Source organism: Yoonia sp., from assembly GCF_014859355.1.
Classification (GTDB): domain Bacteria; phylum Pseudomonadota; class Alphaproteobacteria; order Rhodobacterales; family Rhodobacteraceae; genus Yoonia.
Genome location: NZ_JACUUJ010000001.1, coordinates 124,764 through 143,511 on the forward strand (window position 1 = coordinate 124,764; position 18,748 = coordinate 143,511).

At 57.7% G+C, this 18,748-nt stretch carries 24 protein-coding genes; 8 read left to right on the plus strand and 16 right to left on the minus strand.

Annotation, left to right across the window (positions count from 1 at the left end; all coding sequences use genetic code 11):
• Nucleotides 1-171 precede the first annotated feature (171 nt).
• The 9 genes from IBX59_RS00640 to ffh form a co-directional block, all read right to left on the minus strand.
• Nucleotides 172-1,974, minus strand: a complete 1,803-nt coding sequence (locus IBX59_RS00640; protein ID WP_296371294.1) for a methyl-accepting chemotaxis protein — start codon at nucleotides 1,972-1,974, stop codon at nucleotides 172-174.
• 133 nt (nucleotides 1,975-2,107) lie between these two features.
• A complete protein-coding gene (gene rpmE / locus IBX59_RS00645; RefSeq protein ID WP_296371296.1) occupies nucleotides 2,108-2,329 on the minus strand; it encodes a 50S ribosomal protein L31 in 222 nt (73 codons plus the stop codon).
• Nucleotides 2,330-2,340: 11 nt separating this feature from the next.
• The gene (rplS, locus tag IBX59_RS00650; protein WP_296371299.1) at nucleotides 2,341-2,724 is read right to left on the minus strand and encodes a 50S ribosomal protein L19; all 384 of its coding nucleotides are present in this window, start codon (nucleotides 2,722-2,724) and stop codon (nucleotides 2,341-2,343) included.
• A 244-nt stretch (nucleotides 2,725-2,968) separates the two neighbouring features.
• Entirely contained in the window at nucleotides 2,969-3,766 is a 798-nt protein-coding gene (trmD, locus tag IBX59_RS00655; RefSeq protein WP_296371302.1) for a tRNA (guanosine(37)-N1)-methyltransferase TrmD, read from the minus strand.
• The gene (rimM, locus tag IBX59_RS00660; RefSeq protein ID WP_296371303.1) at nucleotides 3,763-4,281 is read right to left on the minus strand and encodes a ribosome maturation factor RimM; all 519 of its coding nucleotides are present in this window, start codon (nucleotides 4,279-4,281) and stop codon (nucleotides 3,763-3,765) included. Before rimM ends, trmD begins: the two co-directional genes overlap by 4 nt.
• A 203-nt stretch (nucleotides 4,282-4,484) precedes the next feature.
• On the minus strand, nucleotides 4,485-4,859 hold the full coding sequence (gene rpsP / locus IBX59_RS00665; RefSeq protein WP_296371304.1) for a 30S ribosomal protein S16: 375 nt from the start codon (nucleotides 4,857-4,859) through the stop codon (nucleotides 4,485-4,487).
• A gap of 48 nt (nucleotides 4,860-4,907) precedes the next feature.
• Nucleotides 4,908-5,204: a chorismate mutase gene (locus tag IBX59_RS00670; RefSeq protein WP_296371507.1), complete on the minus strand. Its 297-nt coding sequence runs from the start codon at nucleotides 5,202-5,204 to the stop codon at nucleotides 4,908-4,910.
• A gap of 128 nt (nucleotides 5,205-5,332) precedes the next feature.
• On the minus strand, nucleotides 5,333-5,851 hold the full coding sequence (locus IBX59_RS00675) for a GNAT family N-acetyltransferase (RefSeq protein ID WP_296371307.1): 519 nt from the start codon (nucleotides 5,849-5,851) through the stop codon (nucleotides 5,333-5,335).
• An 85-nt stretch (nucleotides 5,852-5,936) separates the two neighbouring features.
• Nucleotides 5,937-7,424 carry a signal recognition particle protein gene (gene ffh, locus IBX59_RS00680; protein ID WP_296371308.1) on the minus strand — a complete coding sequence of 496 codons (1,488 nt, stop codon included), beginning with the start codon at nucleotides 7,422-7,424 and terminating at the stop codon, nucleotides 5,937-5,939.
• A 334-nt stretch (nucleotides 7,425-7,758) separates the two neighbouring features.
• Here ffh and IBX59_RS00685 point away from each other — a divergent pair, with 334 nt between their 5' ends.
• Entirely contained in the window at nucleotides 7,759-8,637 is an 879-nt protein-coding gene (locus IBX59_RS00685) for a LysR family transcriptional regulator (RefSeq protein ID WP_296371310.1), read from the plus strand.
• Nucleotides 8,638-8,658: 21 nt separating this feature from the next.
• On the opposite strand, the gene IBX59_RS00690 is transcribed toward IBX59_RS00685, so the two are convergent.
• Nucleotides 8,659-8,994, minus strand: a complete 336-nt coding sequence (locus IBX59_RS00690; protein WP_296371312.1) for a helix-turn-helix transcriptional regulator — start codon at nucleotides 8,992-8,994, stop codon at nucleotides 8,659-8,661.
• Nucleotides 8,995-9,201: 207 nt separating this feature from the next.
• Here IBX59_RS00690 and IBX59_RS00695 point away from each other — a divergent pair, with 207 nt between their 5' ends.
• The 5 genes from IBX59_RS00695 (at nucleotide 9,202) to IBX59_RS00715 (ending at nucleotide 11,759) form a co-directional block, all read left to right on the plus strand.
• On the plus strand, nucleotides 9,202-9,543 hold the full coding sequence (locus IBX59_RS00695) for an AtpZ/AtpI family protein (protein ID WP_296371314.1): 342 nt from the start codon (nucleotides 9,202-9,204) through the stop codon (nucleotides 9,541-9,543).
• Nucleotides 9,512-10,285 carry a F0F1 ATP synthase subunit A gene (locus IBX59_RS00700; RefSeq protein ID WP_296371316.1) on the plus strand — a complete coding sequence of 258 codons (774 nt, stop codon included), beginning with the start codon at nucleotides 9,512-9,514 and terminating at the stop codon, nucleotides 10,283-10,285. The genes IBX59_RS00695 and IBX59_RS00700 overlap by 32 nt, the downstream gene beginning before the upstream one ends.
• Nucleotides 10,286-10,345: 60 nt before the next feature.
• The gene (locus IBX59_RS00705; protein WP_089993977.1) at nucleotides 10,346-10,570 is read left to right on the plus strand and encodes a F0F1 ATP synthase subunit C; all 225 of its coding nucleotides are present in this window, start codon (nucleotides 10,346-10,348) and stop codon (nucleotides 10,568-10,570) included.
• 77 nt (nucleotides 10,571-10,647) lie between these two features.
• The gene (locus IBX59_RS00710) at nucleotides 10,648-11,196 is read left to right on the plus strand and encodes a F0F1 ATP synthase subunit B' (RefSeq protein WP_296371321.1); all 549 of its coding nucleotides are present in this window, start codon (nucleotides 10,648-10,650) and stop codon (nucleotides 11,194-11,196) included.
• A gap of 5 nt (nucleotides 11,197-11,201) precedes the next feature.
• Nucleotides 11,202-11,759 carry a F0F1 ATP synthase subunit B gene (locus IBX59_RS00715; protein ID WP_296371323.1) on the plus strand — a complete coding sequence of 186 codons (558 nt, stop codon included), beginning with the start codon at nucleotides 11,202-11,204 and terminating at the stop codon, nucleotides 11,757-11,759.
• A gap of 137 nt (nucleotides 11,760-11,896) precedes the next feature.
• Here IBX59_RS00715 and IBX59_RS00720 read toward each other — a convergent pair whose 3' ends face one another.
• The 3 genes from IBX59_RS00720 to IBX59_RS00730 all read right to left on the minus strand — a co-directional run bounded on the left by IBX59_RS00720 (nucleotide 11,897) and on the right by IBX59_RS00730 (nucleotide 14,390).
• The gene (locus IBX59_RS00720) at nucleotides 11,897-12,664 is read right to left on the minus strand and encodes a FadR/GntR family transcriptional regulator (protein ID WP_296371327.1); all 768 of its coding nucleotides are present in this window, start codon (nucleotides 12,662-12,664) and stop codon (nucleotides 11,897-11,899) included.
• Between the two features lie 108 nt (nucleotides 12,665-12,772).
• Nucleotides 12,773-13,429 (minus strand): OmpA family protein, encoded by a 657-nt coding sequence (locus IBX59_RS00725; RefSeq protein WP_296371330.1) that lies wholly within the window; start codon nucleotides 13,427-13,429, stop codon nucleotides 12,773-12,775.
• Nucleotides 13,430-13,541: 112 nt separating this feature from the next.
• Nucleotides 13,542-14,390: a bifunctional helix-turn-helix domain-containing protein/methylated-DNA--[protein]-cysteine S-methyltransferase gene (locus tag IBX59_RS00730; protein WP_296371509.1), complete on the minus strand. Its 849-nt coding sequence runs from the start codon at nucleotides 14,388-14,390 to the stop codon at nucleotides 13,542-13,544.
• A 94-nt stretch (nucleotides 14,391-14,484) separates the two neighbouring features.
• Here IBX59_RS00730 and nth point away from each other — a divergent pair, with 94 nt between their 5' ends.
• Together nth and IBX59_RS00740 are read left to right on the plus strand one after the other, a co-directional pair.
• Nucleotides 14,485-15,129 (plus strand): endonuclease III, encoded by a 645-nt coding sequence (gene nth / locus IBX59_RS00735; protein WP_296371511.1) that lies wholly within the window; start codon nucleotides 14,485-14,487, stop codon nucleotides 15,127-15,129.
• Nucleotides 15,126-16,118: an adenosine kinase gene (locus tag IBX59_RS00740; protein ID WP_296371332.1), complete on the plus strand. Its 993-nt coding sequence runs from the start codon at nucleotides 15,126-15,128 to the stop codon at nucleotides 16,116-16,118. Before nth ends, IBX59_RS00740 begins: the two co-directional genes overlap by 4 nt.
• On the opposite strand, the gene IBX59_RS00745 is transcribed toward IBX59_RS00740, so the two are convergent.
• From IBX59_RS00745 to IBX59_RS00755, 3 genes are all read right to left on the minus strand, one after another.
• On the minus strand, nucleotides 16,096-16,803 hold the full coding sequence (locus tag IBX59_RS00745; RefSeq protein ID WP_296371334.1) for a hypothetical protein: 708 nt from the start codon (nucleotides 16,801-16,803) through the stop codon (nucleotides 16,096-16,098). The two genes, IBX59_RS00740 and IBX59_RS00745, sit on opposite strands and share 23 nt — an antisense overlap.
• A gap of 267 nt (nucleotides 16,804-17,070) precedes the next feature.
• On the minus strand, nucleotides 17,071-18,423 hold the full coding sequence (chrA, locus tag IBX59_RS00750) for a chromate efflux transporter (protein ID WP_296371336.1): 1,353 nt from the start codon (nucleotides 18,421-18,423) through the stop codon (nucleotides 17,071-17,073).
• Complete coding sequence (locus IBX59_RS00755; RefSeq protein WP_296371338.1) at nucleotides 18,423-18,698, minus strand: hypothetical protein; 276 nt, start codon at nucleotides 18,696-18,698, stop codon at nucleotides 18,423-18,425. The genes chrA and IBX59_RS00755 overlap by 1 nt, the downstream gene beginning before the upstream one ends.
• Between the last annotated feature and the right edge of the window lie 50 nt (nucleotides 18,699-18,748).

Genomic DNA, 18,748 nt, shown 5'->3' on the forward strand with positions numbered 1-18,748 from the left:
TTCCTCATAATCGTCGGCGGTGGCTCTTCACAAGTTCGGTGATGCCTGACCCACAGCCTGACCAGCGATATTGGCGCACAGCGTGCAGCGTTGTTTTCTTTGCTGCAGTTTTTTGCACTGCGGTTTTCAGGTTCGTCAGCAGGTAAGGTTGATAGCCGGACGCCATTATCGTCATGCCGCGCGCGTGGCCGCGTATTGTTTGTCGGTGGTCCGAAACTGTTGCAGGGTTGTGGTCAGGCGTATTGCTTCGGATTTCAGTGTGTCGCTGGCGGCATGCGCCTCTTCGCCCATGGCTGCGTTTTCCTGTGTCAAATTGTCGAGTTGTTGCACCCCGGCACTGACTTCGGACTGACCTTTCGCCTGTTCTTTGACGGATAAGGCGATATCCTGGATCAGTGTGCCCATCTGTTCAACCTGGGCCAAGACTTGCCCGAGTGACGTGCCGGTGTTCTGAACCAAGACAGTGCCTTCGCTGATTTTGGCCCTGCTTGCTGTAATCAAGGTGCGGATTTCGCGCGCTGATTCTGTTGCGCGCATCGACAACCCACGGACCTCTGACGCGACAACGGCAAAGCCTCTGCCCGCCTCACCGGCGCGGGCCGCTTCGACGCCGGCATTCAGGGCAAGCAAGTTGGTCTGAAATGCTATATCTTCAATAACGGCGATGATCTGGTTGATTTGTCCGGATGATTCCTCGATTTCTTGAATTGCATGGGTCGCATCATCCAGGACCTGGCGGCTTTGGGTCGATAGGTTCAGGCTTTTTTGGGCCATATCATCGGCATTCTCGGCCTTGTCTGCGATCACCTTGCCAGTCTCGCTGAGGCTGTGCAGTGTGGAGGATGATTGCGCCAAGGTCGCGGCCTGATTTTCAACTCGCCGCGCCAGCGCATCCGACATGGAGGCAATGCCGGTAGCGGCAGATGTGACCTCTTCAGCGATGCTGTCAATTTCAGCCATCGTTGCGGCCAGGCTTTCGACAACGGCGTTGAAATCTTCGCGAAGCGCCTCGTAGGTCTGCGGAAAGGGATCATCTAGTGGAGAGCGTATTCTGTATGTCAGGTCGCGATCTGCCAAACGGCTTAGGCCATGACGCAAAAGTTCCATGACCTTGCCTTGTTCAGCCTGCGCCCTGCGGCTTTCGGTTTCCAGAACGTGATTGCGTTGCAGGTCCGCCTTGAACATCGTCACACGCGTGGCAATTTCGCCGATTTCATCACTCTTGCCATCGTGCGGAACATCAGTTGTCAGATCGCCGCCAGCAATCCGGGCGATAGCGGCGGAGACATCTGCAATGGGGCGCATGAGCCGGGTTGAGAGCAACAAAACGATGATTGCGCCAAGCACGGTGAAAGCGGCGGATGTCAAAAGCATGGTCTTTTGTTGATTCCGGATGGCGGCATCAATCACGGTGCGTGCAACCCCGACATAAAGTATGCCAATTACATCATTGCCGGCACCAAAAACAGGCTGATAGATTGTCAGATATGGCTTGCCTAGAATGACGGCCTCGCCCCGGTAGGTTTCGCCGCGCCTGACGGCGGCATATACAGGGTTTTCCCGGCCAAGATAGGTACCCACCGCGCGTTCACCATCAGGTTTGATGATGTTGGTTGTTATGCGTCTGTAGTCGTTTTCGGCAGGATCCCAAAGAAAGAGTGTTGCCGTTTCGCCAGAAACGCGCCCGATCTGGTCAATGAGATCATGGGATTCGAATGTGGGGATGTCTGCCCATCTTGCGCGTCTGATCTGGCCATCGGGGGAATAGGTTACGTCAAGCCCGTCAAATTCGTTCTGAAAAACCGCAGCGATGACGCGTAGCGATATATCTTGCCTGACTTGGGCATCGTTCAGCATCGTTTGTTTGGTCAGGCGCACAGATGTCAGGGCCAATAACGCGCAAACAGTGATCAGCATGAGGATCATCGCAGCCGCAAGGCGCAGGCGCATGGAGATATGAGAAAGGCGTTGCATTCGTTTCCCCTGGTTATCAATCGCAACCGGGATAAATCCGAAACAAGAATACTTTGTTAAAATGCACCCCGCAAAAAGCAAAAAGGCCACATGCGCGCATGTGGCCTTTGCATTCGAATGATGGGCTGTCTTATCAGAAACCCAGACCGGCGTATTTGTTTTTGAATTTGGACACGCGACCGCCCGCGTCCATCAAACGCGATGAACCGCCTGTCCACGCAGGGTGCACGGATGGATCGATATCAAGCGACATCTGGTCGCCTTCCTTGCCCCATGTGGATTTCATTTGCACCACGGTGCCATCGGTCATTTTGACGTCGATGATGTGATAATCTGGGTGAATATCTTTTCTCATGTCGGCAATCCTTACGCTTCGGCGCCCTTGGGCGCTTTGTAGTTTGCAACCTCTGCGATACGGGCAGATTTACCACGGCGGTCACGCAAATAATACAGTTTCGCGCGGCGGACTTTACCACGGCGGACCACTTCGATGCTGTCAATGTTGGTGGAATACAGCGGGAACACACGTTCCACGCCTTCACCAAAGGAAATCTTGCGCACCGTGAACGACCCGGCAATGCCTTTGCCATTCTTGCGGGCGATGCAGACGCCTTCGTAGTTCTGCACACGGGTGCGTGTGCCTTCGGTCACTTTGTAACCGACGCGGATGGTGTCACCCGCCTTGAAATCGGGAATGGTTTTCCCCAGCGCAGCGATTTGCTCCGCTTCGAGTTGTGCAATCAGATCCATCTGATGCTCCTTCATGATACTTGCGGTTTTCCGCAATTTTTGTTTCGCCACCGTGAGAGCTCTTGGTCTTCTTCCGGGTCCGCCGCAGCGCCCGCCAGAGATCAGGTCGTCATTCGTTTCGCCGCCTAGCCCTGTCTGGCTACACCGAAGAAAGTGCGGCATAAGACAATACCAACCGAATCCGCGACCCTGTTCAGGATGGCAGACTGGCGTCGTATAGGCCGCCAAGCCGTGTCGATCAAGGTTATTTTTGTTGCTTTGCGGTATATGCAGCCCACAAATCAGGGCGGCGTTCCTGCGTGATCCGTTCGGCCTGTGCGCGCCGCCACACCGCGATTTTCGCGTGATTGCCGGACATCAGCACATCAGGGACCGGGTGGCCCAGCCAATCGGCGGGTTTGGTGTATTGTGGATGTTCCAGCAGCCCGTTGGAATGGCTTTCCTCGACCGCGCTTTCGGCGTTGCCCAACACGCCGGGCAGCAGACGCACGGCGGCGTCGATCATGGCTTGCGCGGCAATTTCGCCCCCCGTCAGGACGAAATCGCCAAGGCTGACCTCTTGAATGGCAAAGTGTTGCAGCACGCGTTCATCGACACCTTCGAACCGGCCACACAACAGCGTCACGCCATCGCCGCGCGCCCAGTTGCGTGCCATGGCCTGATCAAAGCGGCGCCCGCGCGGTGACAGATAGACCAGCGGCATGATCCCGCGCGCGCCGGCGCGGGCCTCGGCAATGGCGGATGCCACCACATCGGGGCGCAGAACCATGCCCGCGCCGCCGCCTGCGGGCGTGTCATCGACATTGCGGTGCTTGCCGATGCCGTGACTGCGCAGATCATAGGTTTGCAACTGCCACAGCCCGTCTTGCAGGGCGCGCCCTGTCAGGCTTTCGCCCAGCACGCCGGGAAAGGCTTGCGGGAACAATGTGATGATCTGCGCGGTCCATGATCCGGCAAGATCGGGGGTGTCAGTGATCAGTTCGCGGGGTTGCAGCATCGGGCGGGCGCTGATCCGCCCGTGGGATTTGGGCGTGCCTGTCATGCGCTGGCGTCGGGGAAAAGCCCCGCAGGCGGGTCGGCAATGATCCGGCCCGTTGCCAGATCGACGGTGGGCACAGCGGCGCGCGTAAAGGGCAGCAAAATCGTTTCAGACTGCCCCGGCGCGCTGATTTCCAGCAAATCACCCGCGCCATGGTCCATCACATTCTTGACGGTGCCTAGCGGCGTGCCGCCAGTGTCCAGCACGCTCAGCCCGATCAGGTCGGCATAGTAATATTCGTCATCGGGCAAGGACGGCATAACGTCCCGCGCGGCATAAAGGCTGACGTTGCGCAGCGCGTCGGCGTCTTCTTTTGTGACGACGCCGTCAAGGCGTGCGGTAAAGCCGTTTTTCATCTGCCCTGTCAGCACGACCTGCGCGAAACTGCGCCCGTCCTCGGTATAAAGCGGGGTATAATCGGCGATGGCGGCGGGATCGGCGCAGAACGATTTCAGCCGCACCTCGCCATGGACCCCAAAGGATCCGCCAATCGCACCAACGATCACGCGGTCAGTCATTCAGGTCTACTCCCACGCAGATGTTCGAAATCCATAATCCGCCCCCGTTTCGGCAAATGTCCTCGGACCTGCCCCGTTCAAACACCATGCCCGCCACAAAGGCAAACATCACAAGGATGAGCGTGCGCAGCAAGCGGAACATGCGATTTTCCGACAAGGGGGGGGCGCGCCGCCCGGCGTGACGCCGGACAACGCAAAGGGTCTTATTCTTCGGCAGGTGCGTTGGCGGCTTCTGCCGCAGCGGCAGCTTTGGCGGCCTTTTCTTCGGCGCGGGCTGTTGCGGCCTTGCCGGGGACGCCTTTTTTCAGGTTCTGGCGGTCCTTTTTGGGCATTACGCCTGCGGCTTCCAGCATGCGGGCCACACGGTCAGTGGGTTGCGCGCCTTGGCTTAACCAGTGCTGCACGCGATCCATATCCATTTTCACGCGGTCTTCGCTATCTTTGGGCAGCATAGGCGCATAGATGCCCAGTTTTTCGATGAAACGCCCATCGCGGGGCATGCGGCTGTCGGCGGCGACAATCGCATAATGAGGACGCTTCTTGGAACCGCCACGGGCGAGCCGGATTTTCATAGCCATTTGGGTTTCTCCTTTAAGATGGCAGGGGCAGGTGGATATTAATCCACCCTACGATTGGTGTTGTTGATGGTGTTGGATCACTTCCTGAATGACGAAATTCAGGAATTTCTTGGCGAATTCGGGGTCAAGATCGGCCCGTTTCGCAAGATCGGTCAGCCGTGCGATCTGGGCGGCTTCGCGCGCCGGATCGGACGGGGGCAGATTGTGTTCGGCCTTGAGCCGGCCCACGGCCTGCGTGTGCTTGAAACGTTCGCCCAGCGTATAGACAAGGATGGCGTCAAGCCGGTCGATGCTGTCGCGGTGATCCTTGAGGATCTCTGCCGCACGGGTGGCGGTGTCGGTCATGAAGCTCTCCTTGTTCAAAGGTCCATCCATATGCACAGCACGGTTGCCGGCCATAAAAGCAGCGTAAGCGTCAAAATCGCTGCGCTGGTAGGGGCGCAGGGTCAGCCGATCTATGTGCAGCGTCGGGATCATGCTGCGCCCCCTGGATGCGGGTGGCGATAGACCAGCGAATCGGCGCTTGGGGCCTTGGCGGTATCATCCAGCACTGCGCCCAGTTTCACAGCCAGCCGGATCGACCGGGTGTTGCCGGGCCCGATATAGCTGACGGCGGTGTCCCAGCCCAGCACGTCAAAGGCGTGGGTCAGGGCGGCCTGTGCAGCCTCGGTCGCGATGCCGGTGCCTTCGACACCTTCGGCAAGAATCATCCAGCCGATTTCGGTTTCGGGCCAGTCTGGCGGTGTCCACGGGCCGACAAGGCCCAGTGCCGTGTCATCGCCGCGCCGTGTCACGGCCCACATGCCATAGCCGAAAATATCCCAATGGCCCAGTTCGGCGGCAAAGGCGCGCCAGCTTTTGCCAAGGTCACTGTGGCTGCCAAAGGCGGCAGACCGGTCTGACATCATGAAATCACGAAACGCGGGCCAATCGCCGGCGGCAGGGCGGCGCAGGATCAGCCGCTCTGTGAACAGAGTAGAGGCAGTTGTCATGACAAAACCGCTGTTCTGGCGCGGGCAAACAAATTTCGCGAAATTTGTCGCCACTGGCGTGCGTATTTCGGACAGGATGAAACGGTCATTTCTTTTTTCCGAAGCCCGACAAACCGTGCGGCAGTTGCATGCCGCCGCCTAAGCCGGGCAGCCCAGCGGGCATTTTGCCCTGCATGGCCTTGGCGGCCTCTTCCATCGCTTTGGGGTCGTTCATGTCGGGCATACCGCCGCCCTTGCCGAACATGCCTTTCATGGCCTGTTTCAGCATCCCACCCTTGCCCATTTTCTTCATCATATCAGCCATTTGCCGGTGCTGTTTGACCAGCTTGTTCAGCTCTGACACGTCCAGACCTGCACCTTTGGCAATTCGTTTCTTGCGGCTGGCGGCCAGCAGGTCTGGATTGGCGCGTTCTTTTTTCGTCATGGAATTGATGAGTGCGATCTGGCGTTTCAGGATGCTATCGTCCAGACCTGCCTTGTCCATCTGGCCCTTCATCTTGCCCATGCCGGGCATCATGCCCATCATACCTTCCATGCCGCCCATCTTTTGCATCTGTTCCAGCTGCATTTTCAGGTCATTCATGTTGAACCGGCCCTTTTGGAACCGTCTCATCATACGCTCGGCCTGTTCAACCTCGATGGTTTGCTGGGCCTTTTCGACCAGCGCCACGATGTCGCCCATGCCCAGGATACGGCCAGCGATGCGGTCGGGTTCAAAGGTTTCGATGGCGTCCATCTTTTCGCCGATACCGACAAAACGAATGGGTTTGCCGGTGATCGCGCGCATGGACAGGGCCGCACCGCCACGCCCGTCGCCATCCATCCGGGTCAGCACCACGCCGGTCACGCCGATCTTGTCGTCAAATTCCTGCGCGACGTTCACCGCGTCCTGACCTGTCAGGCCATCAACGACCAGCAACGTTTCGCGCGGGTTGGCGACATCACGCACGGCAGCAGCCTGCGCGATCAGCTCTGCGTCGATGTGCAAGCGGCCCGCAGTGTCGAGCATGTAGACGTCGTAACCCCCAAGCGAGGCCTGCGTTTTTGCGCGTTTGGCGATCTGCACTGGCGTTTCACCCGGCACGATGGCCAGCGTATCCACCCCGATCTGCGCGCCCAGAATGGCCAGCTGTTCCATGGCTGCAGGGCGGTTGATGTCAAGCGAGGCCATCAGCACCCGCTTGCCTTCGCGTTCTTTCAGCCGCTTGGCCAGTTTGGCGGTTGTTGTGGTTTTACCCGAACCTTGCAAACCGACCATCAGGATCGGCGCGGGCGGGTTATCGATTTTCAACACGCCGGGGTCTGCATCGCCGGTCAGCACATGCTTCAATTCGTCATGGACGATCTTGACGACCTGCTGGCCGGGGGTGATGGATTTCGTGACGGCCTGCCCGGTTGCCTTGTCCTGCACCGCCTTGATAAAATCGCGTGCGACCGGCAGCGAAACGTCAGCCTCTAGCAGCGCCACGCGCACCTCGCGCAGGGCGGTTTTGACGTCATCTTCGGTCAGCGCGCCTTGCTTGGTCAGTTTGTCAAAGACACCTGACAGGCGCTCGGATAGGTTTTCAAACATAGGCCATGGCCCCTTACGTCGTTTTGGTTGCCCGGACTATATAACAAGCCGGGGCCGAATACAGTAGCGCCCCCCTTGGGCGTTATCCCAAAGCAGCGCGCCCCCGTGGGCGCGACGCGCTGACGGAGGGCGATCCCCTGCTATCGGGGACCGGACGGCAGATGCAATCCGGGTGTTGGTTTGCACTTATGCCTGTCCGGTGGCCGAGTCAACAACCCAGGATTCGGGCCGTATTATGGGGCTAATATTGTATCCTGTTCACCTATCTTTCTTGCCTTGACGCACGAAATGTTGCATTTGTGCGCTTAGTGTTTGCCATCGCACAGGAGTGACAATGGATAACTGGGATGAAATCCGCACTGCCTATCAGGTTGCACGAAACGGCACTGTCAGTGGCGCCGCCGAGGTGTTGGGCGTGCATCATGCGACGGTTATCCGGCATATCGACGCGCTCGAACAGCGGTTGGGGGTAAAGTTGTTTCAGCGGCACGCGCGCGGCTATACAGCAACCGAAGCGGGGCAGGATCTGTTGCAGGTGGCGCAGGCTACCGATGACCAGTTCACGCAACTGGCGGGGCGGATCAAGGGGCAGGGCGAAGGCGTTTCAGGTGATCTTGTGATCACATCGTTGGGGCAAGTTTCACGGTTGCTGACGCCTATTCTGGTGGCATTTCAGGCCGAACACCCTGACTTGCGGATCCGCTATCGCACGGGTGCGCGATTGTTTCGGCTGGAATATGGTGAAGCGCATGTTGCCATCCGTGCAGGTGCAATGCCCGAAGAACCTGATAATGTCGTGCAGCCATTTATACAGCAGCAGATGGCGCTGGTGGCGTCAGATGCATATATCGCGCGATATGGTCTGCCGCGGGATGAGGAAGATCTGAAAAACCATCGTTTTGTGTCACATGACGACGATAGCAACCGCGCCCCGTTTACCAAATGGCTGCATCGGACGGTGAGCCAGGACAAGCTGATGTATCGTGGGACTGACAGTCGAAACATGATGGACGCAATCATCGCCGGGGCGGGAATCGGGTTTGTCATCGCGCAGGAATTGCCCCAGCACCCCACGCTGAAAGAGGTTATTCCCAGGCAGGATAGCTGGTCAGCCCCGCTGTGGTTGGTCACGCATGTTGATTTGCACCGCACGACAAAAGTGCAGGCCTTTTTGAAGTTTCTCAAGGAGCATGTGAAAGGGATGGTCGACTGAACCTGCGCCGCCGCACGAAGGTCACGGGGTCTCGGGCGGGTCTAACTGCTCGCGCAAGTAATCCTCGAACGCGTCCAGGTCGATCGACTCCATTTGGCCAAAGGCCTGCATCCAGACCGACGCCGCATGCAGGGCATCGGGTTCAAGCTGGCACCATTTCACGCGGCCACGTTTTTCCTGACTGACCAGCCCCGCCGCTGTCAGCACGCCAAGGTGCTTGGAAATCGCAGCCAGTGACATGGTAAAGGGCGCGGCCACATCCGTGACGGCCATGTCATCCTCCAGCAGCATCGACAAGATCGCGCGGCGGGTCGGGTCGGCGAGCGCCGCAAAAATTTGGTCAAGTGTCGCGGTCATACCTGCGATTAACGGTCAATCAGGATGAACGTCAACCAGATGGTTGAATATCACAAAGGGCACATTGTGGTGATTTCACTGACTATCCACGCGATCATATGCTGTAAATAACATTTAAAAACAATGATCTAATGCGATATCACGGATGCTTGACTCTGTGCCTTGCCCGCCATAGACCTCTGCCATATCCGAAAGGGCCGAAGCCTGATGTCTGACCCGCAAGATGCCGACCGCCTTAAGGCGCTGGAAGCAAAGATTGCGGCGCTTAAGACACCTTCAAAGGTGAAGGACCACTCGGAGGAACATTATTCGCAAGCGCAGCTTGCCTGGCGGATGGTGATAGAGCTTGTGGCCGGTCTCGCGATTGGCTTTGGCATTGGATACGGTTTGGATACCTTGTTTGGGACCATGCCAATTTTTCTGGTGCTGTTCATATTTTTTGGCCTCGCAGCCGGTGTTCTGACCATGATGCGATCCGCCAAAGAGGTGCAGTTGAAGCAGCAACGCGCTGCGCAAGATGAGGGTGACAAACGTGGCGACAGAGACTGACGCACATTCCGGAGGTGGATTGGTTTTTCATCCGCTGGACCAGTTCATCGTCAAGCCGCTTTTCGGTGATGGTCCGGTGCATTGGTATACGCCGACAAACGTGACGCTGTGGATGGCCATCGGCCTGTTGTGCATCGTTGGTCTGTTTGTTCTGGGCGGGCGGGGCCGCGCGATCGTTCCGACGCGGGTTCAGTCGATTGGTGAACTGATCTATGGATTCATCTACAAGATGGTTGAAGATGTCACCGGTAAGGATGGGGTCAAATATTTCCCCTACATCATGACGCTGTTCGTATTTATTCTGTTTGCCAACTATCTCGCGCTGTTGCCGATGTCCTACAGCCCCACATCAATGATTGCAGTGACCGCCGTTCTGGGTTTTGGCGTGTTCATCGCGGTAACGATTCTTGGGTTTGTCAAGAATGGCGCATCATTTCTGGCCTTGTTCTGGATGTCGGATGCGCCGCTGGTCCTGCGACCCATTATCGCCATTATCGAGGTGATTTCCTATTTCGTACGCCCTGTCAGCCATTCCATTCGTTTGGCGGGCAACATCATGGCAGGTCACGCAGTGATCAAGGTGTTTGCAGGCTTTGCCGCGCTGACGCTGGTGTCACCGGTCGCGATCCTGGGTATTACGGCAATCTATGGGCTTGAGGTGCTGGTTGCCGGCATTCAGGCCTATGTTTTCACGATCCTGACGTGTGTCTATCTGAAAGACGCGCTTCATCCGCATCACTAATCGCAGATGGGTGACATCACCCATCCTACAATCAACTTCCAATCGTAAGGAGAATTTCACATGGAAGGCGAACTCGCACATATCGGCGCTGGTCTGGCTGCAATCGGTTCTGGTGCCGCTGCTATCGGTGTTGGCACCGTGGCAGGCAACTATCTGGCTGGCGCATTGCGCAACCCGTCCGCTGCTGCATCGCAGACAGCAACATTGTTCATCGGCCTGGCATTCGCCGAAGCCTTGGGGATCTTCGCATTCCTCGTGTCGCTTCTGCTGATGTTCGCTGTCTAAGAACACGACCCATATCCTTACGGCTGGCAGGTCATTCGTGACCTGCCAGTAAACTTTCAAGGTATTCGGGGGCCAACATGGCAACAGAAATAAACGACGCCGTCGCAGGGGCCTGTTTGGATGCAGGGGGCTCTGCCCTTGGGATGCCGCAGCTTTGCGCGGATTGGATCCCTAACCAGATTTTTTGGCTACTGATCACACTCGCCGCTATCTATTTCGTGATGTCGCGTATCGCGTTGCCTCGTATTGCGTCGGTTCTTGCAGAACGGTCCGGCACGATCACGAACGATCTGGCTGCTGCTGAAGATTTCAAGATCAAGGCCAAAGAGGCCGAAGCGACATATCAGCAGGCCTTGCGCGATGCCCGGGCCGAGGCTGACGCAATCATCGCGGAAGCAAAGGCCAGCATCAACAGTGACCTGGCTGTTGAATTGGCCAAGGCTGACGCTCAGATCGCCGAAAAGACGGCTGAAAGTGAAAAAGCCATTGCAGCAATCCGCGAAAGCGCGATGGAAAGCGTAGCGGTCATTGCAAATAACACGGCCAAGGAATTGGTTGCTGTAATCGGCGGGAATGCCGATGCGAAGACGATTACCGCCGCCGTCAACGCGCAGATGAAAGGATAAGACACATGAGACTTCTCGTCGGTTTCTTTTTCGCGCTGATCGCAAGCCCGGCACTCGCGGCGGGTGATGTTTTCTTTTCCCTTGGAAATACAGACTTCGTCGTCATCATCGCCTTTTTAATCTTTGTCGGCATTCTGGTTTACTACAAAGTCCCCGGATTGGTTGGCGGCATGCTTGACAAGCGCGCCGACAGCATTTCTGCCGAACTGGCCGAGGCGCGCGCGCTGCGGGATGAGGCGCAAGCCTTGCTTGTGAGCTATGAGCGCAAGAAAAAAGAAGTGCAGGAACAGGCTGACCGCATCGTCGCCACAGCCAAGGCCGAGGCGATGCAAGCTGCCGAAGCCGCCAAAGCCGATATCACCAGTTCGATTGCACGTCGTCTTGCCGCTGCAGAAGAACAGATTGCCAGCGCGCAAGGGGCTGCCATCAAGGATGTGCGCGACGAAGCCATTCGTGTTGCCGTTGCTGCCGCCAAAGCTGTGATTGCCGACCAAATGGATGCAAAGTCTGCCAGCGCTTTGATTGACGATTCAATTGCCGTAGTTGGTGACAAGATGCACTAAAAACCGTCGTCCCTGCACACGGTTGATCACGACAAGATAAGGCCCGCATCTTCTCAGGATGGCGGGCCTTTTATTTTTTGGCAAAAGAGGCGGCTGGCGCGAATCAGACTGACGGCGCACACATTTCGCGGCTCGTCTTACCTGCTCACGACGTGCTCATAGCGTTTTTGCGCAAACGCTTCATTGCGGTCTGACTTTTGCTGATCAGACAATGACTTTTCAACAAAGTTCAAATGCCGTTCCACCGCCGCCCGCGCACTTGCGGCATCGCGTGCCTGTAATGCCGCGTTTATGGCGCGGTGCTGGCCCAGCAAGGTATCACGCGTCGTGCGTTGCTTGAACATGACCTGCCGGTTATAAAACACGCCTTCACGCAACAAATCATACATCGAACGCATCATATGCAGCATGATCATGTTATGGCTGGCTTCGATGATCGACAGATGAAAATCGGCATCCAGCCGCGCCTCATCTGCGGGGTTACGTTTTTCGTGAGCGGCTTCCATTTTTGAAAAAACGGTATTGATCACCTTGAGGTCGGTATCCGTGCCGCGTTGCGCCGCACGCTCTGCGGCTAAACCTTCCATGTCACGCCGAAAGCTGATGTAGTCAAACAGAGCTTCGTCGTGGCTGGCAAAAAGCGTGATGAGCGCGGGTGAAAAAGCAGATCCCAACACGTCGGCGACGTAAACGCCTGCCCCAGCCTTGGTTGTCAGCAATCCTCGGTCCTGAAGGTCGGCCAAGGCTTCGCGTAGCGACGGACGCGAAACGCCCATCCGCTCGCTCAGTTCGCGTTCCGGCGGAAGCCGTTCACCAGGTCGCAAGATGCCCCGCAAGATCAAACCTTCGACCTGACGCACCACGCCATGTGACAGTTTCTCGGGCTGAATCCGCTCAAACGGCATTATTTTCCTCGTCCAGTTGGTCAGAATATATGACCGGAAAAATTAATTCACAACAAAAATAAAGGGCCGCGAAATCGCGGCCCTTGGTCTTTGGGTTCCAGCGAAAGATCAGTTTGGCGTGATAATGATTTCGACCCGGCGGTTTGCCTGACGGCCCGCAGCGTTCAGGTTGCTTGCAATCGGCTGATCTTCGCCCCGGCCGATCGACCGGATCCGCGATGGTGCGACGCCGCCGCCAATCAGCACAGATGCCACGGCCTGTGCACGCCGTTGCGACAGGTCAAGATTATAAGCGGCGCTGCCGACGTTGTCGGTGTGGCCCAACACGTTGACCGTAGTGTTGGGATAGCGGTTCAGCGATTGTGCGACGACGGCCAGTTCGTTACGCGACACGCCTGACAAGGCGGTGCTGTCCGTTGCGAACAGCAAGTCTTGTGACAGGACGACGACCAGATTCTTGCCGTTGTTGGAAACGCCGACATCACTGCGCAACGTCCGGCGCAATTCCTCGGCTTGTTTGTCAAGGTTGTTGCCTATGGCGGCACCAGCGCCTGCGCCCAGTGCAGCACCAATCAGCGCGGACCGATTACGGTCACGGTTGCTGCCATCATTGTTTGCAACAGCGCCAATAGCCGCACCACCCAGCGCGCCAATAAGTGCGCCCTGCTGTGTCTTTTGATATTCGTTTGGACCGCCCGGGTCGCAGGCCGCGACCAAAGTCAATGAAGCCGCAGCAGCGACAAGCGTAAATTTAGAAAACATCATGGTCATTGTTCCATTCGATAGGCAGCGCCCAATGCGCGTCTTGATGCCCTCTTATGCCTTATTTTCGGATGATATCCAATAACGTTGCGCAACCCAGCGTGTATTTGCTGCATTATGCCTGTCGATCAACCGCCTCTGCGCGGGCAGTTTCCCAAGCCAGCATGGCCCGTTTGATCGGCAGGCCCCAATGATACCCACCCAAAGCGCCGGATTTGCGCAAGGCACGGTGGCAAGGAATCAGCCAGCCAACCGGGTTACGCCCCACGGCCGTGCCGACAGCGCGCACCGCTTTTGGCCTGCCGATCGCCAAGGCGATTTCAGAATAGGTTGTTACATGGCCCGAAGGTATCGCCAACAGCGCCTCCCAAACCTTGATCTGAAAAGGTGCGCCGATCATATGCAACTGTGCCTGCCCGTGCATACCCAGTGCGGCCGTGGCCCAAAGGCGCAGGGCGTCTGCGTCATGGATAAAACGCGCCTTTGGCCAACGCGCGGTCAGATCCGCCATTGCGGCGTTTGTTCCGGTTTCCGCAGCAAAGGCCAGCCCGCAGATACCCCTTTCGGTTCCCATGATCAGCGCAGGGCCGAAATGGCTGTCAAACCAGCCCCAGTAAATTGACAGCCCGGCCCCGTCGCGGGCATAGTCCCCCGGGCTCATGGCTTCCCAGCGCAGAAAAAGATCGTGCAATCGCCCGCTGCCTGACAGCCCCACCTCGTGTGCGGTATCCAAGGTGGTGAACCGATCGCGCAACAACACCTTCGCATGGCCAAGGGTCAAATACTGTTGATACCGCTTTGGTGATACGCCAACCCAGTTGGAAAACACACGCTGGAAATGCGCGGGGCTCATCTGCATTTCTGCCGCCAGCTCTGTCAGCGACAGGGGTTTATCGCCTGCTGCGTCAATCGCATCGATCGCGCGGCGGATCACCTGATAATGATATGTGTCTGACAGGTCCATGGCGCCCAGATTAGGGGCATTCCGCATGGCATACGACCCGAAAATTGCGCATCTGGCCCTTGCCCATGGATGCCGGCCCGGGCATATGGACACAATGGTAAAACAGCTTGATTATCATACGATCCACGCGATCTTTGAACGGTTCCACGCGGCCGAGCCTGAACCAAAGGGCGAGCTTGAGCATGTGAATGCCTATACGCTTCTGGTGGCTGTCGCCTTGTCGGCCCAGGCAACCGATGTCGGCGTAAACAAGGCCACGCGCGCGCTGTTCAAGCTGGCCGACACACCACAAAAAATGCTGTGCCTTGGGCTTGAGGGGCTGACCGAACATATCAGGACGATCGGTCTGTATCGGCAAAAGGCAAAGAACGTCATCAAAATGAGCCAGATTTTGGTGGATGATTACGACGGCCAAGTGCCCTGTTCGCGCGCCGCATTGCAATCGCTGCCGGGTGTCGGGCGTAAAACCGCAAACGTCGTGCTGAACATGTGGTGGCAACAGCCCGCGCAGGCCGTGGATACCCATATCTTTCGGGTGTGCAACCGCATCGGCATTGCCCCCGGCAAGACGGTGGACGCCGTCGAACGCGCGATTGAAGATCACGTGCCGGCTGTTTTTCAACACCATGCTCACCACTGGCTGATACTGCATGGCCGCTACACCTGTGTCGCCCGCAAGCCAAAATGTGGCGCCTGCCTGATCGCTGATTTGTGCCAATTTGAGGATAAGACCCCATGAAAAAATATCAGGTCGTCGGGATCGGCAACGCGATGGTGGATGTTCTGGCCCGGGCCGATGACGTGTTTCTTGCGGATGCGAAAATCGAAAAAGGGATCATGCAGCTGATCGACATGGATCGCGCGGTGTCGCTTTACGCCAGCGTGGGACCGGCCAAGGAAATCAGCGGTGGATCGGCGGCCAACACGATCGCAGGCATAGCGCATCTTGGCGGGCGCACCGCCTATGTCGGCAAGGTCAAGAATGACCAGCTCGGCGCGATCTTTGCCCATGATTTGCGGGCGCAGGGCGCAGATTACGCCACTGTCATGGCCCCTTCGACAGCGGCGGCTGAAACCGGCCGCTGCATTGTGATCGTCACCCCTGACGGCGAAAGATCAATGAACACCTATCTGGGTGTCACAGAATTTCTGTCGCCTGATGATATCGACGTGGCACAGATGGCGCAGACAGAATGGATTTATCTGGAAGGTTATCGTTTCGACGGCCCCGAAAGCCACGCGGCTTTTGCTAAGGCGATCACGGCCTGCAAAGGGGCGGGCGGGCGTGTGGCGCTGACACTGTCGGACCCGTTCTGCATCGCCCGGCATCGCGCCGCGTTTCACGATATGATCCGGGATCATGTTGACCTGCTGTTCTGCAACCGGGCAGAAATTCTGTCGATGTATCAGAATGACGGTTTCGACACCGCGCTTGCCAAGGCAGCATCGGATGTTGCGATCGTCGCCTGCACAGACAGTGAAAATGGCGTGCATATCCGCGCGGATGGCAAGCACTGGCATGTGCCTGCGGTGCCAACGCAGATCGTCGATGCAACCGGCGCGGGCGACTTGTTCGCGGGGGCGTTTTTGTGGGCGCTGACGCAGGGCCACGATCTGGAAACCTGTGGCCGGATGGGCAATCTTGCCGCGTCGGAGGTGATCAGTCACATCGGTGCACGGCCCGAGGCAGACTTGACCGGTTTGTTCAGATCTCACGGATTGCTTTGAGCCATTGCGCATCAAGCGCATCTATGGCGGCAACGTCAAAGCGATCTTCCTCTTTCCAGTATTTGCCGGATGGGACGTAATAGGCCAGACTTTGTTCTTGCGTCAGCGCGCTTTTCACATGTGTCTGGTTTACTGGCGCGGGTGCGGCGCTTGCGACGGTCTCAGGTGTGGCGCGCGGGAAAACCAGACGGCTTTCATCCTGTGACAGGTTGACCATCGCGCAGCCCTGCGCGGCGGCAAGCGCCATCAAGCGTGCTGATTTCGCTTCAAGCGACCGCAAGGTGACATCTGCACGCAACGGATCCGCTGTGCCTTGCCCGTAAAAATGCGTTTGGTGACCTGCCGAATAAACCATATCGCACCCCAGCACTGCAATCACGCGTGGTTTCAGCGCCGCCAGCGCCCAATAAGATGCGGTAAAGGCCATGGTACCGCCGGCATAGACAAACCCGCCAAATGTGTTTTGCAGCGGAACATAATCACCCGATCTGATGAAACGCTGCGGTGGGGCAATATCCACCGGCTGCCGCGCTTGTGGGAAATCATCAGGGAAAATAAGGTCATCCCAGTCTGGCCGGACGGCCCAGGCATTGTTGATGGTCACAATCCGGTCAAACGGTTCGCGCGGCCAGTCCCTGCACGCCGTCACATTGGGACCACTGCCCAGAAGCAAAACAATCGACATCTGCCACCCTTCATTTCTGTTTGATCAAATATAAGGCAGGGTGCGTTCCGGTCGAGTAGATCAAAAACTTTTATGCCGCCGGCAGGGATGTCGTTCAGGCTAAAATGATTTAATAACAATGTATTTATTTGTTTATTGTGCAGCGGAGCCACGGGTGCGTGCATCACATTGATTTTGAACGTTTCGTCTGCCTGCCTTGCTGTATCGCGCAGACATCAAAAATGGCAGCGTGAATTCTACGGATGCACACCGTTAAAAACAGAAAGATTACCGGAGGACCAGCCCGGCGAGCGCACAGCCGACAAGGACCGTCACGGGGCCCAGCCTGAAGTGGAACACCGCAACGAGGGCTGCCAGCATGAGGCCGAGCGCCGGCAGGTTAAGTGTGGACCAGACCGGCAGATCTATTTGGAGCCAATAGGCGGTGACTGTCCGCACCTCATGAAAAACCACATGCAGCCCGAACCAGACAGCGAGGTTGAGGATCACGCCGACTACCGCGGCGGTGACGGCTGTCAGCGCCGCTGTCAGGACTTTGTTGTCACGCAAACGCTCGATGAAGGGCGCCCCGAGGAATATCCACAGAAAACAGGGTGTGAAAGTTACCCATGTCGTCAGCAGCCCGCCCAGCGTTGCCGCCATCAGAGGCGACATGTCGCCCGCGTCGCGGAAGGCACCCATGAAGCCCACGAACTGCGTCACCATGATCAGCGGTCCCGGTGTGGTTTCTGCCATGCCAAGGCCGTCGAGCATTTCGCCGGGGGCAAGCCAGCCGAAATTCTGCACCGCCTCCTGTGCGACATAGGCGAGCACCGCGTAGGCGCCGCCGAAGGTTACCACGGCCATGACGCTGAAGAAGCCCGCGATCTGCGCAAAGACGTTGGCAGGGCCAAGTGCCCCGAACAACAGGGCGACCGGTGCGAGCCAGAAGACAATGAAAATCGCCGAGACTCGGAAGGCGTAACTGCGGCTGACCTCAGCGTGGCCGGGGGTTTCCTCGCCCAGCAGCGTATCAGCATCAGCAACATTGACGTTGCCCACCCTGCCGTGCCCGCCGCCGCCATCAAACGCGGGCAGGCCTGCTTTGGCCCCGACAAGGCCGATCAGGCCAGCCAAAAGAATGATCAGCGGGAACGGCACGGCAAAGCCGAAGATCGCCACGAAGGAGGCGGCGGCGATGGTGATCATTGCGCCGTTCTTCAAGGCGCGCGACCCGATGCGGATGACCGCCTGCACCACGATGGCCAGCACCGCGGCCTTGAGCCCGAAAAAGAGCGCCTCGACCGGCCCGACATTGCCGTAGAGCGCATAGATCCAGCTGAGCGCCATGATCGACACGACACCGGGCAGCACGAACAGGACGCCCGCGATGATCCCGCCCAGCGTCCGGTGCATCAACCAGCCGATATAAACGGCAAGCTGCATCGCCTCGGGCCCCGGCAGAAGCATGCAGTAGTTGAGCGCATGGAGGAACCGCTTTTCGCCCAGCCAGCGCTGCTCCTCGACCAGGATGCGATGCATGAGCGCAATTTGCCCTGCCGGCCCGCCGAAGCTTAGCATGCCGATGCGGGCCCAGATGCGGGTGGCATCTGCCACAGTAGGATAGGCGCGGTCTTGCATCACGCTAGCCCCGGCTTGTTGGCGGGCCAGGTGTGGGGCGCCTCGGCGGCGTCCCGCGCTTTACGATAGAAGCCGTCAAAGAACTGTATTCCGGTGTCCCGCTGCGCCAGACCGTCGCGCAGGAACAATCCGCAGGGCGTTCCGGTGATGTGGTTGCGCTTGGCGGATAAAATCGCATTGGTCGCAGGCACGCGCGTTCCTCCGTCGCCGAGGTTGAAAAGGAACGCGATCTTTGGCTGGCCCCGCGTGGGCCGTCGCAAATCCCGTTCGAACAACTTCGTTTGAACATGCACCTTTTGTCAATGGCTGTGCGGTCAGCGGTGCC

Coding starts and splice junctions, on each gene's coding strand:
- IBX59_RS00640 (WP_296371294.1), bottom strand. CDS start 1,974: ATGCAACGCCTTTCTCATATCTCCATGCGCCTGCGCCTTGCGGCTGCG.
- rpmE (WP_296371296.1), bottom strand. CDS start 2,329: ATGAGAAAAGATATTCACCCAGATTATCACATCATCGACGTCAAAATG.
- rplS (WP_296371299.1), bottom strand. CDS start 2,724: ATGGATCTGATTGCACAACTCGAAGCGGAGCAAATCGCTGCGCTGGGG.
- trmD (WP_296371302.1), bottom strand. CDS start 3,766: ATGACAGGCACGCCCAAATCCCACGGGCGGATCAGCGCCCGCCCGATG.
- rimM (WP_296371303.1), bottom strand. CDS start 4,281: ATGACTGACCGCGTGATCGTTGGTGCGATTGGCGGATCCTTTGGGGTC.
- rpsP (WP_296371304.1), bottom strand. CDS start 4,859: ATGGCTATGAAAATCCGGCTCGCCCGTGGCGGTTCCAAGAAGCGTCCT.
- IBX59_RS00670 (WP_296371507.1), bottom strand. CDS start 5,204: ATGACCGACACCGCCACCCGTGCGGCAGAGATCCTCAAGGATCACCGC.
- IBX59_RS00675 (WP_296371307.1), bottom strand. CDS start 5,851: ATGACAACTGCCTCTACTCTGTTCACAGAGCGGCTGATCCTGCGCCGC.
- ffh (WP_296371308.1), bottom strand. CDS start 7,424: ATGTTTGAAAACCTATCCGAGCGCCTGTCAGGTGTCTTTGACAAACTG.
- IBX59_RS00685 (WP_296371310.1), top strand. CDS start 7,759: ATGGATAACTGGGATGAAATCCGCACTGCCTATCAGGTTGCACGAAAC.
- IBX59_RS00690 (WP_296371312.1), bottom strand. CDS start 8,994: ATGACCGCGACACTTGACCAAATTTTTGCGGCGCTCGCCGACCCGACC.
- IBX59_RS00695 (WP_296371314.1), top strand. CDS start 9,202: ATGTCTGACCCGCAAGATGCCGACCGCCTTAAGGCGCTGGAAGCAAAG.
- IBX59_RS00700 (WP_296371316.1), top strand. CDS start 9,512: ATGAGGGTGACAAACGTGGCGACAGAGACTGACGCACATTCCGGAGGT.
- IBX59_RS00705 (WP_089993977.1), top strand. CDS start 10,346: ATGGAAGGCGAACTCGCACATATCGGCGCTGGTCTGGCTGCAATCGGT.
- IBX59_RS00710 (WP_296371321.1), top strand. CDS start 10,648: ATGGCAACAGAAATAAACGACGCCGTCGCAGGGGCCTGTTTGGATGCA.
- IBX59_RS00715 (WP_296371323.1), top strand. CDS start 11,202: ATGAGACTTCTCGTCGGTTTCTTTTTCGCGCTGATCGCAAGCCCGGCA.
- IBX59_RS00720 (WP_296371327.1), bottom strand. CDS start 12,664: ATGCCGTTTGAGCGGATTCAGCCCGAGAAACTGTCACATGGCGTGGTG.
- IBX59_RS00725 (WP_296371330.1), bottom strand. CDS start 13,429: ATGATGTTTTCTAAATTTACGCTTGTCGCTGCTGCGGCTTCATTGACT.
- IBX59_RS00730 (WP_296371509.1), bottom strand. CDS start 14,390: ATGGACCTGTCAGACACATATCATTATCAGGTGATCCGCCGCGCGATC.
- nth (WP_296371511.1), top strand. CDS start 14,485: ATGGTAAAACAGCTTGATTATCATACGATCCACGCGATCTTTGAACGG.
- IBX59_RS00740 (WP_296371332.1), top strand. CDS start 15,126: ATGAAAAAATATCAGGTCGTCGGGATCGGCAACGCGATGGTGGATGTT.
- IBX59_RS00745 (WP_296371334.1), bottom strand. CDS start 16,803: ATGTCGATTGTTTTGCTTCTGGGCAGTGGTCCCAATGTGACGGCGTGC.
- chrA (WP_296371336.1), bottom strand. CDS start 18,423: ATGCAAGACCGCGCCTATCCTACTGTGGCAGATGCCACCCGCATCTGG.